General features: G+C 56.9%; 9 protein-coding genes. 5 read left to right on the top strand and 4 right to left on the bottom strand.

Going from position 1 to position 11,951, the window contains the following annotated elements; genetic code table 11:
• Positions 1–9: 9 nt before the first annotated feature.
• Positions 10–570, top strand: coding sequence for an SH3 domain-containing protein (locus tag EYB53_RS15375; protein WP_135479317.1), 561 nt, complete (start codon positions 10–12; stop codon positions 568–570).
• A gap of 7 nt (positions 571–577) precedes the next feature.
• Here the strand turns inward: EYB53_RS15375 and EYB53_RS15370 are convergent, their stop codons facing one another.
• The 4 genes from EYB53_RS15370 to rsmA form a co-directional block, all read right to left on the bottom strand.
• On the bottom strand, positions 578–2,506 hold the full coding sequence (locus EYB53_RS15370) for a glycosyltransferase family protein (protein ID WP_135479316.1): 1,929 nt from the start codon (positions 2,504–2,506) through the stop codon (positions 578–580).
• Positions 2,507–2,556: 50 nt separating this feature from the next.
• A complete protein-coding gene (locus tag EYB53_RS15365) occupies positions 2,557–4,479 on the bottom strand; it encodes a hypothetical protein (RefSeq protein ID WP_135479315.1) in 1,923 nt (640 codons plus the stop codon).
• A 223-nt stretch (positions 4,480–4,702) separates the two neighbouring features.
• Positions 4,703–5,104, bottom strand: a complete 402-nt coding sequence (locus tag EYB53_RS15360; protein WP_167857427.1) for a PPOX class F420-dependent oxidoreductase — start codon at positions 5,102–5,104, stop codon at positions 4,703–4,705.
• 94 nt (positions 5,105–5,198) lie between these two features.
• A complete protein-coding gene (rsmA, locus tag EYB53_RS15355) occupies positions 5,199–6,059 on the bottom strand; it encodes a 16S rRNA (adenine(1518)-N(6)/adenine(1519)-N(6))-dimethyltransferase RsmA (RefSeq protein ID WP_135479314.1) in 861 nt (286 codons plus the stop codon).
• A gap of 338 nt (positions 6,060–6,397) precedes the next feature.
• On the opposite strand from rsmA, the gene EYB53_RS15350 reads away from it, so the two are divergent.
• From EYB53_RS15350 to EYB53_RS15335, 4 genes are all read left to right on the top strand, one after another.
• The gene (locus EYB53_RS15350) at positions 6,398–7,486 is read left to right on the top strand and encodes a HEAT repeat domain-containing protein (protein WP_135479313.1); all 1,089 of its coding nucleotides are present in this window, start codon (positions 6,398–6,400) and stop codon (positions 7,484–7,486) included.
• A 205-nt stretch (positions 7,487–7,691) separates the two neighbouring features.
• Positions 7,692–8,042 carry an STAS domain-containing protein gene (locus EYB53_RS15345; protein WP_135479312.1) on the top strand — a complete coding sequence of 117 codons (351 nt, stop codon included), beginning with the start codon at positions 7,692–7,694 and terminating at the stop codon, positions 8,040–8,042.
• A 21-nt stretch (positions 8,043–8,063) separates the two neighbouring features.
• The gene (locus EYB53_RS15340) at positions 8,064–8,813 is read left to right on the top strand and encodes an anti-sigma factor antagonist (protein ID WP_135479311.1); all 750 of its coding nucleotides are present in this window, start codon (positions 8,064–8,066) and stop codon (positions 8,811–8,813) included.
• A gap of 95 nt (positions 8,814–8,908) precedes the next feature.
• The gene (locus tag EYB53_RS15335; RefSeq protein WP_216863665.1) at positions 8,909–11,932 is read left to right on the top strand and encodes a SpoIIE family protein phosphatase; all 3,024 of its coding nucleotides are present in this window, start codon (positions 8,909–8,911) and stop codon (positions 11,930–11,932) included.
• The last annotated feature ends 19 nt before the right edge of the window (positions 11,933–11,951 follow it).

Genomic DNA, 11,951 nt, shown 5'->3' with positions numbered 1-11,951 from the left:
GGGGAAAGTGTGCCACCACGATTAGATCCACGTGATTGGGATCGCCTGTTTAGCCCGCATGTCCATCGGCGCGGTGGTCTCCTGCGGGCCCTGGCGAATCTGTTGATGGCCGGGGTTGTTATCGCCCTGCTTTTTGGTGGTGCGTTCCTTGGGTTGCGCCTCCGTGATGCCCAAATCGAGGCCAGGATTGCCACGGTCACTGCTGTGGTGGCGACGAATGAAGCGCTCAGTCTGCTCAGGTCAACTCAGGAAGCCCGTGACGCGACGGCGACGGTTGAAGCTTTGACGGTGCCTTCGCCAGGACCCATACCTCCCGAAAGCCTGGGCCGTGGTACGGTGATCGCTGGCGGTAATCTGCGTTCGGAACCGCTTGTTTTGCCTGAAACGGTGCTTGGTCAGATCTGTATTGGTGACGAAGTCGTCTTTCTGCAAGAGCAGAACCTCGCTGATGGCGTTCGCTGGTATCAGATCCGCGTACTCAGCACGGCAGCAGATTGTACGCCTGAGCGTGTCCCCGTAGAAACCGTTGGCTGGGCCAGCAGTCTCTTGCTTTCACCACCAGCACCCTGAAGCGCGTTCAGTCATCTGCTTGCACCGCAAAGATCCAGACCTGATCTTCGTGGTAGAGCGGCGTAAAATGAGGGCTGTCACCGAGCACCTCAGGATCGAGCACCTGGGTTGGATCAGGATTGCCTACCAGACCCTGGCGTTGCCCGATGTACACGTATGCAATCTCGCGTTCACGCAACAAGTTCAACGTTTCAGGGTGATCAAGGCCCCGATCGTCGATCGTGGCATACAACTCGTTGACCCACTGTGCATAATCTGGACGTGGACCCTGTTCAGCTACATAGATCATCGGAGGGAGGGTTGTCTGCCGATGAGCGAGCAAGGGGATCCACCAGCCGGCATCGCCGCCGAGCAGGCTTGCCTCGTTGTGAAAATACCCATTGACGAGAAAACGAGCCTCCTGGGGCGTATGTGTTTCGATCCAGGCCATTGCGGTGCGATCTTCCGGCATAACCAGGGCGAAATTGATGGTATCGAGATCGTGGGCGCGCAGGCTTATGCCCCACAGACTCAAGCCGCCCAGGATCAGTGATATGCCAGCCAGCACGACGGGCGCACGAATGCGGTGCAACAACCATCCTCCCGCAGCCCCGAGAAGCAACGCCGCAGGGATATAGGCGGCAATAAAGAGCGCAAAATTGGTAATTGTCCCGGCCCCTGGCAGACCAAGGTGCTGCGGGTTGACGACCAGCAACGCACCGAGCCACCAGATGGCAACGACCAGAACTGCACGTTCACGTCGCCAGAGTGCCCAGAAGAGTGCGATCAGCATGCCATACCAGAGCAGCGCCGGTAGATAGCTGAAGGGGTGGCCGATCGCATTGTTAATCGTCTCGGCACGGATCGCATTCGTTCCACCTGAAGCGGAGGCGGCGACAATCGCCGAGAGCAGGGGAAATAAGAGGCTTTCGAGCATCCGCATGAGCCAGGGGGCCACAAGCACGCCAACGCCTGTTCCGACCAGCAACAACCGGATGCCAAAGGTGCGCCAACCAGATAACTTGCCACTGACAAGCAGATAGGCAGGGACAAAACAGACGGCAAAAATGATGACGCGATAATGGGTAAGGAAGAGCCCTGCCATCGAGAGGATCGTGAGGCCGAGCAGCGCCTTTGAATGCTCACGCGAGGCAAGGTAACACCACAAGCAAGCGATTGCGACCGGCAAAATGATCTGACCTGCCAGCTGGGTATAGCGCCCCCAGTTGACATAGAACATCGGCATCGGTGCGAGCAACCCTGCCACGAGCAGGGCCACCACCCCCGCCCAGCGGCTTCGTCCCAGGTGCAGCGCCAGCGGGTAGAGGGTAAAAACAGCGGCAGCATTGGCGAGTTGACCACCGATCAGCACCGCCTCAGGTGCTTCCAGCCCGGTTAGCCAGATCATCGCCGCAATCTGACTATGAAAGCCGAAGTGGTAGGTCATTGTCTCCAGGTTCGCATAGGGTTGCCAGGAACTGAAGAGGCCCCCTTGTTCGACCATCACTTGGGTGATCATCGTGTGGTGGAGTGAATCGCCCCAGAGAGGGACACTGAGATCGGTAATCGTATGCAAACGCACACCCAGCAAGGCAAAACCAACAAAGAGCACCATCACCAAGGGCCAGACATTGCCCCCTGGCTCGCGGATGCGCCATGCTTCACGCTCGATCGGTGGGTTTCGGCGCACAAAAGTCCAGCCTAACAGGGGCAGGCTAAGGAGTGGTACGCTCCATGCCAGCAACATGCCGGGTTTCATGCCGAGCAGATCACCCCAGAGCAAGAGTACCGGATAGAGCGACAGACCGATTCCGAGCGCAAGGGCGGCCTGTTCGAGGATGGTCAGCGCAGCAGCGCCACGCCAAAGCCGCAGCAGCGCCAAGCCTGGGAGCACAAAGAGCAGAGCCGCGCTGGCAAGCATCAGCAACCAGTTATGCGCTTGCGAGATCAGTTCCATACAACCATTAGCCAGCACTCCTCAGACACAAATCGTCTTGGCTTGCTCTATCATGTTTGCAGCGTAAAGATCCAGACCTGATCCTGCTGGTAGAGCAGTTTGAAATGAGGACTGGCCTGCAGAACGGCAGGATCGAGCACTCGAGTTGGATCAGGATTGCCAATCATTCCCTGTTGCTGCCCCAGGTAGATGTAGGCAATCTCACGTTCACGGAGCATGGCGAGGGTTGTGGGATGCTCGATACCCAGGCGCTCGATTGTAGCATAGAGTTCGTTGACCCACGCGACATAATCGGGACGAGGCCCTTGCTCGGCGATATAGAGGATTGGTGGCAGTGTTGTTGGGCGCTGGGCTAGCAACGGCAACCACCACCCTGCATCGCCTCCTACTACCGAGGCAGGATGAGAAAAAAAACCATTGACCAGGAAATGGGCGTCTTCAGGGATATGCAGTTCAATCCAGTCCATCGCCACGAGATCCTCGGGCTGAACCAGGGCATGCGTTGCTAGATCAAGATCTTGCAAACGCATTGTGCCGCCCCAGAGGCCGAGGGCAAGTGTCACCACCGTTATTCCAGCCAGGGCTGCGGGGGCACGGAGACGGTGCAGCAGCCAGCCTACCGGGGCAGCAAGGAAAAGAGCCGCAGGAATATAGGCGGCAATGAAGAGCGCAAAATTCGTAATTGTCCCGGCCCCTGGTAGACCAAGGCGTTGCGGGTTGACGACTAGCAACGCACAGAGCCACCAGATGGCCACGACGAGCAAGGCTTGCTCACGGCGCCAGACAGCCCAGACAAGGCTGATGAGCATGGCATACCAGACAAGCGCGGGGAGAAAGAAGAGGGGATCGGCAATTGCATTGATCGCCTCGGCCTGGGTTGCCAGGCCACTCCCAGGTCTTGAAGCAGCAAAAATGGCACCCATCAAATCAACCAGGCCTCCCTCAAAGATCCGCACAACCCAGGGTAGGATCAGCAGTGCGACGGCGAGAACGAGCAGCACAAGTTTGGTTATTAACGCACGCCAGGCACCTTGCCCCCCCATGACCACGAGATAGGCAGGGAGAAAACAGGCCGCAAAGATCGCTACCCGATAATGGGTTAGCACGAGACCGGCCATAGTGCAGGCCGTGAGCACAAATAGAGCCCGTGCAGGCTGGGGTGCAGCGAGGTAGTACCAGAGCAAAGCAATCGCCACCGGGAGGATGGCCTGACCGTCAAGTTGAGGATAGCGCCCCCAGTTGACATAGAGCATCGGCATAGAGAGAAGCAGCCCTGCGATAAGCCAGGCCGCCACACCCGCCCATTGGTTATGTCCGAGGCGCAACGCAAGTGGATAGAGGGTCAAAACAGCGGCTGCATTGGCAAGTTGCCCACCAACGAGTACAGCCTGGGGCGCATCCATCCCGGTTAGCCAGATCAGGGCAGCGACATGGCTATGGAACCCAAAGTGGTAGGTAAAGGTTTCCATCGCCGCATAGGGTTGCCATGAATCAAAGAGGCCCCCATTCTGTATGAGCAACTGGGCAATCATCGTATGATGCACCGAATCGCCCCAGAGTGGGATGCGAAGCTCGGCAATGATGAGCAAGCGCACGATGAAGAGCGTTAGGCCGACACCCGCGAGGGCGACAAGCGGCCAGAGGTGGTCTCTCTGGGTACATTGTCTCCACGCCTGCCAGGGCGAATGCCCAGATCGGCGGAAGACATGCCAACCCATCACAAGCAGACCCAGCCCGGCTGGACCCCAGGCATAGAAGGCACCAGCCGAAAGACCGAGGCTCCTTGTCCAGAGCAAGAGCAGGGGATAGAGGGTTAGCCCGATACCGCTTGCCAGGGCAGCCTGTTCGATCCATGTAAGTCTGGCAGATTCACCCCAGCAACGGAGCAGCACCCATCCGGGAACAACAAAAAGCAGCACGGGTGCGACAAGTGCCACAAACCAGAGACCAGGTTGCCAACCTGTTTGCATCATAGGCTCTTATACTACCACATGCCTCTCATGAAGCGTGCGCGTAGTGAGCAAAACGACAGGGCTGTTGCAAACTTGTTGGGGTTGCGCCCAAAAACTCTCGTGGCGCGGCGCAGCCGCGCCACACCCTACCGCCGGAGGCGGACGTTGCAGCAGCCCTGAGCAAAACGACCAGCGAAGCTGGTCGTTTTGCTCACTCCACGCACAGATTGTCAGGGTAGTAGCCCTAAAGGACATCGGGCGCGGGCGAAATCTCGATCCAGGCACGGTTCATCCCGCTGAGGGTACCAAAGAAATCGAAGATCGCCTTGAACAGACCATACTTGCGGTCGAGCGCATCTTTCGCTACCTGAAACTCGTGCTCTTCGAGGATGCGGGCCTGGGCCTCAACCGTAGGGCCAAGCGGCTTGCCAGCGCGATCTGAGGGGCCAATCTGAACCCGGCCATTATTACGAATGCGCTTGACCTTGCCTGAATCCATTGTGGTCATCACATAAATCTTGCCCTGACGCTCGGCAAACCAGATCGGCGTCTTGATAGCCTCACCATTCTTGCGAAAGGTGAAGAGATTGGCGTACTGCTGCTTATAGAGAATGCTGAAGGGTTTTCCCGGAATAGTCTGTTCCATACCATACCTCATTTGTCTTTATTTTTCGTGCCCACTGTCTAGATTATACCACATATTCTGTGCAAAACAATAACAAAACATTGACAAAAGTTGCTTACCAGATCTCCGCATCAAGCCTGGCCCATTCAGCGAGGGTCAGGGTTTCGGCGCGGCGTTGGGGGTCAATGCCAGCGGCAGCGAGGGCGACGAGCGCTGTGGCGCGGGGCACATCGAAGCCCATTGCCGCGAGGCCGCTGGGCAGGGCATTGCCAAGTTGTTTACGGCCGTGCAGAAAACCGGCCTTGATCACCCGAAAGAGACGGTCAACATCATCAACGGCAACGGCAAGTTGCTGGCGGCGACGCAGTCGCAGCACGGCAGAGTCGACGGCAGGGGCTGGCAAAAAACTGCTCGCAGGCACGCGGGCGATGATGGTAGGTTCGGCATAGAGTTGTACCGAGTGTGCGAGGATGCTCAATGCACCAGGGCTAGCGGTAATGCGCTGGGCCACTTCCCACTGTACAAGGACGACCGAGAGCGTTGGAGAAGGATCGGCTTCAAGAAAATGGCGTAGCACCGCCGAGGTAATGGCATAGGGAAGATTCGCCACCAATTTATAGCCTGACGTGTGCGTGTCGGGTGGCAACAGATCGCCTGGACGAACCTGTAACACATCAGCCTGCACAATAGTGAGAGGTTGACCGGCAAACTCTTCGGTGAGCCGAGCAGCGAGGCGACGATCCAGTTCGATCGCTATGGTATGGGCGGCCTGTCGCGTCAATTCCCAGGTGAGCACCCCCAGACCAGGGCCAACCTCGACCACAAGATCGGTGGGCGACAACTCGGCTGCCGTGACAATCGCGGCCAGAGCGTCGGCATCAAGTAAAAAATTCTGGCCCATACCGCGACTAGGACGGAGATCAAGGGTGCGTAGGGCTGCACGAATACGCTGGGGATGCAAATATGGATTGGACATCAGGTTCCTTGCATGTTGCTACTTCGCTAGATGCTGCTTGTTAGCATACCATCCTATTGCAACCCTAATGTAGAACAATCCTAGACGATGTGTGCCTATAGGAGTGCCGGCTTTAGCCGGCTAAAGCCGGCACTCCTGTATACAACCCGAGCCGGCACTCCTGTATACAACCCGAGTAGGACTTGCTGTATCCGTAAAGTCGTTTGGCAGAAACTTAATTGCTACGCTTCCTTCGCCTCTTTGCGGTAGGCTGATGTGCTATAATTCCGATAAGGCAGGAGAAAACAGATAGCGTGTCTCCACATGAAAAACCATAATGCTATCTGTTAAACATAGCTATGTTTGACCAGGAGTTATGGCGAGCGCGTATTGCTGAACAGATGCATAGCTTTACGCGTAACCCGCAACAAGAAATTCAGATCTCCGGAACAAGCTCAGTCCTTGGCTATCTTGCTGTAAGAACGCTTGAACCATTCCTCCAGGCTTTTCAGCGTGAGCCAGTTGCTGCCGTGCTCACCCTGGCAGAGATGGTGCAGGGGCCTGGTGCCGATATCATTGTACGGCGGGCGGGGCGTATTCGCTTTCAACTGTCGACCCTGATCGAGCGGGAACTGCGTTCGCAGGCGGAGTTACGTTCAGCAGTTGAGCAGCTGATTGTTGGGTTGAATGTGATCCATCTGGCGCGGCAACGGTTAAATAGCAGCCGTGATGAATGGTTGCGTGTGACCTTGCTGACCGAACTGGATGGATATCCGCCGACAGAACTAGAACAGTTACGGCGTCTCCTCCATGATCCAGGTTGGCAATCACGGTATGAAACGATTCGCAGCCTGCGACAGCGCGAAGGCATGTATACGGCTGCCGATCTAGTTTTATTGCATGACGGCCTGAATGATAGTGCCGCGCATGTGCGGGCTGCTTCGGCACGGATGCTGGGGTTGTTTGCCAGCACGCCGCCGGCGCTACTGGTCAAAGCCCTGACGCGTGTGGCGCTCTACGATTGCGATCTCGAAACTCGTTACGCCGCAGCGCGTACGCTGGGCTTGCTGGGTGATCGGATTGCTTCACCCCAATTGATCGATCATCTCAGCCTCTGTCTGAGTGATGCCGATCCCTTTGTGCGCTCAGCCGCAGCACTGGCCCTGGGCCAACTAGGCGAGCTTGCGGGAACGCGTGAGATGGTGGAAAAGCTCACCGCTTTGATTAGCGATCGCGACCCTTATGCGCGTGAAGCAGCGGCGCGAGCCATTGGGAGGCTTGGCGTGGCCGCTGCGACGACCCCCGTGATCAATGCCTTGCTGCGAGCCATGGAAGACGAAGATGCCAATGTACACGATGCGGCGATCGATGCCGTGACTCGCCTGCGCAAAGTCAAGGCAACGCTGCCCTTGACGATGTCGGGGGCAAATGAGTCAATGCCAGTATAAGCTTCATGGCAACTGGGGTTCTAGCTTTCGCTGCTGTTGCCGGCGTTGCCTGGTGCGAAAAACGTCAGCGTCACAGGCTTTTTTCAGGCCAGGCAATGCTTCCTGATGGCTCAAGGGCAGAGACCTGAAGATGAGACTGTAGTGTGTTATAATTCCTCTGTGCGTAGCACGCAGGTCGTTGAGGCTGTTGTCGTGAGGTGTAGGAATGAATATTGACCACCGCCGCTTTAATCGGGTTGATTTACTTGAGATTGCCGGTCGGGTTGATGCGGCGACGGCAGTGCAGTTGAAACAGCACATTGATGCACTCTTTGACGAGGGTCGCTACCGGATTGTGCTCGACTGTTCCAAATTAGAATATATTAGCAGCCCTGGTCTGCGCGTCTTGATTGAAGCACGGAAACGTGCCCGTGAATGGAAAATCACTGATCTTGAGGGGGGCGATATTCGGATTGCCGGGTTGCCTCCACGCATCAAAGAAGTATTTGATCTCACCGGGTTTACCTCGCTCTTCGAACTCTACAACGATACGATTGAGGCGGTCGGCTCATTTTAGCCGGATACTCGCCTTCAGCCTATGGAAAGCATTACCCTTACCGCCGATCTTGATGCCCTGGCCCGGATCAGTGCGTTTGTAACTGAGGCCGCTGAACTCGCTGGCCTCGATGAGCGGGCGACCTGGCAGGTGCAACTTGCGGTTGATGAAGCAGCAACCAATGTGATCCAGCACGCGTATGATCGCGATGAGCCGGGTGATCTGACGTTGACCTGGCAGTGCGAGCATAATCAGTTTGTGCTGGAGTTACGTGATTATGGTCGCCAGTTCGATCCGCAAAACGTGCCGCCTCCTGATATCTCCTCACCCCTTGAGGAACGCCAGGTCGGTGGGCTCGGTCTCTATTTGATCACCCGCCTGATGGACGAGGTGCGTTTCGATTTTAATCCCCAGGGCGGCAATGTGCTGACCATGATCAAATATATTACGCCTGGCTCGCGGGATGATGTGATCGTGATCCCTGTCATAGGGCGCGTTGATGCCGTCACTGCACCGCAACTGACGCGTGATGTCCACGAACGTATTGCCCTGGGGGCACGCTTTGTCCTGCTTGAGTTCAATGGGGTCAATTTTCTTTCGAGTAGTGGCCTGCGTGCCCTGTTGCTGATCCGCAAAGAGTTGATGACGCTCGGCGGTGAGTTGCGCCTCGCTTCGTTGCAGCCTCAGGTGTTTGAGGTCTTTACCCTCACCGGGTTTGTCCAGGTGTTTTCGATCCATCCGACCCTCGAAGAGGCACAGCATGCTTTTGGGCAGGGGCGTATGCACTCGTAGGTGCATCAGTGTAACGATTGTTGCCGTGGTGAGGTGGCTTCGATCCCGGGGAACCTCCGCCACTGGTACACTTTGAACGCCTGTTGTTATGCGCCATGGTGAAACACGAACGACTGTTGATGCTCTATGCATTGTTCGTCGGTCTCCCTGGCTGGCTTTGGTTGCTCTTTGCACCGTGGTTTGTGCCTTCACTGCCGGCGCTCCTGCTTTTTGCCGCCCTCGCCCTTGCGATTGATGCGCTCAGTTTTCGTACGTCGTTCGCCGAGGTCTATGGTCTTGCGGGCGTGGTTTTGCTCACCGCTGCGCTAAGTCTTGGCCCGGGTGCGGCGGCATTGATCGCCGCGCTTGAGGGCGCTGTCTCTGGGTTGTTGTTGACGCTGATCTATAATCGCCCACGTACGCTCTATTACCTCGTTGCCCGCCCCTTCCTCCGTGGAGGGATGCGTGCCGCTGGTTTGCTGCTCGGGGCAATGCTCGCAACCGCAGCGACTGGACGTTTACAGTATGATCCGGCCACCCTTGATCCGGTTGCACTCTTGATCTGGAGTACGCTCAGTCTCTTTGGGATCATCCAATTGACCCGTGTTGGACGTGAGTGGCTTCAGGGTGGTCTGTCGGCCGTCTTCGCATGGTGGCAGCGCACATGGTACCTTGCGGTGGGGGCCGAACTTTTGCCTCTGCCGCTGGCGTTGCTTGGGGCGGCGATCTATCGCGAGCTCGGGATTGCCTATTTTCTCCTGGCGGGCCTGGCGATGGTTGCCGCTGCCGCAGCAGTGCGCCGGGCTTCGCTGAACCTTGCCAGCCAGCGTCGCTCAGTCCGTGAATTGGCGATGCTCAATGAGGTGAGTCGGGCCATCATCCGGAGTGAACTCGACGTCGAGACGCTGTGTGAACTTGTCTATCGCGAGGCGGGCAAAGTTGTTGATACCTCGTCGTTTCATATCGGGCTCTTCGAGGGTTCGCGGTATACATTAATGGTGCGCGTTCAGGATAATGTGCGTTTGCCCCGGCTCACGGTTGATCTTGCCGATGGTGATGGCTTGATTGGCTGGATGCATCAGACCGGCAAGGCGCTGCTGGTCGAAGATTTTCTTGAGGAGATGAAACATCTGCCGGCCCGTCCACGCTACCAGAGCGAACGCCCGCCTCGTTCGGGGATCTATGTGCCTTTGCTCATCGGCGAAGAGGTGATTGGCTCGCTGTCGGTGCAGAGTTATCAGCCGGGCGCGTTTGCGGCCAATGATCTGCGCCTGCTCTCGTTGATTGCCGATCAGGCTGCGGTTGCTATCACCCGCGCACGTGCTTTTAGCGAGGCGCGCCGCCGTGCCGTTCAACTCCAGGCAATTCAGCAGGTCAGCGAACGCATCACGGCTATCCTCGATCTTGAGCAACTCTTGCCGGCGATTGTTCGCTTGATCCACGAACATTTTGCGTACCATCCAGTGCATATTTTTACCCTGAAACCTGGCGATCAACGGATCTACTTCCGCGCCTCGACCGCGACGGACGAACAACTCGAAGCGGTGCGCACACGGGCATTGATGATTGGGCAAGGCTTGATTGGGGCCGCTGCACGCAGCAAAGAGGTCGTCTTGATTGGCGATGTCCAGCGTGATCCGCGCTATATTGCCGGCAATAGTAATACCCGTTCTGAACTGGTGGTGCCTCTACGGATCGGCGCAGAGGTGGTTGGCATTCTTGATGTGCAGAGTGCCGAAGTCAATGATTTTGATGCCGATGATCTCTTTGTGATGCGTACGCTGGCCGATCAGATTGCGATTGCGATTGACAGTGCCAATATCTATCGGGCACAACAAGAAGAGGCCTGGACGCTCAATGCACTGCTGCAAGTGGCCGAAAATATTGGCCGGGCCAACTGTGTCGAAGACCTGCTGGCGACAGCAGTACGTCTGCCGCCGATCTTGATCGGCGCGGCACGGTGCTATCTTTTGCTCTGGGAGCAAGAGGCTTTTGTGGTACGCTCAAGCTATGGGGTGACCGGCAAGCTACGCGATGCGCTGAACGGGGTGCCGATGACGCTGACCGAGGCCCCGCTGCTGGCCCGCGTCTATAGCCTGCAGACGAGTCAACCGATGCCATTGATCAGGATCATCGGCGCAGAGGAGCGCGTGCGTGCCTGGCCTGTCCTGGCGAGCATCAATGCAGGGCAAAGCCTCGTTGCGCTTCCTTTGACAGGGCGAAGTGGTCATCTCGGCGCACTGGTGCTTGATTTTGATGAAGTGATCGCCGAGTTTGACACCCGTCAGATCAACCTTTGCATTGGTGCCGCACGTCAGGTGGCGGCAGCACTAGAGAGCCTGCAACTTGCGCAGGAAGCGGAAGTGGCGACGAAGCTTGAGCAAGAGATCAAGGTGGCCCGTGAATTGCAGACAGCTCTGTTGCCATCAAAATCCCCGCAACTCGAGGGTTGGCAGATTGCTTCGGCGTGGCGTTCGGCACGGATGGTTGGGGGGGATTTTTTTGACTTCTGGCGCTTACCGGCTCGTCCGCAGTTGTCTGAAGGCGATGAGCGAACGATGCCCCTCGGTTTTGTGATCGCTGATGTAAGCGACAAAGGGGTGCCGGCCGCCCTCTTTATGGCCCTTTCGCGTTCGCTGGTTCGTGCGGCGGCCCTCGATGGATCATCGCCATCAGTGGCGTTGGAACGGGCGAACCGATGGATCAATCGCGACTCGGAATCGGGTATGTTTGTTACGCTTTTTTATGGTATTCTCCAGCCAGACACGGGCCAGGTGCGGTACAGTGTGGCCGGGCACAATCCACCAATGCATTATCATGCCAGCGATGGCACGATTACCGAACTACGGACACCGGGGATTGCGTTGGGTGTCCTGGAAGAGATTCAACTCAACGAAGCCGAAATATGCCTGCAACCTGGAGACATTCTGCTCTGTTATACGGATGGGGCAACTGAAACCATTGATGAATTACAGAGCGAATTTGGTACTGATCGACTACGTGACCTGATCAGGCTGCATCACCTTGAACATGCCGAGGTACTCGTTGAGGCAATCTTGCAGGCAGTGGCGACCTATGGGCGTGGGCAGCCACCGTATGATGATATTACGTTGCTGGTGTTGAAGCGTGATCGGGTGTGATGGGCCTGCGGCTCCCACC

The organism is Candidatus Chloroploca mongolica (assembly GCF_004762035.2).
GTDB classification, from domain to species: domain Bacteria; phylum Chloroflexota; class Chloroflexia; order Chloroflexales; family Chloroflexaceae; genus Chloroploca; species Chloroploca mongolica.
This window is presented reverse-complemented; position numbering and strand designations above follow the sequence as displayed.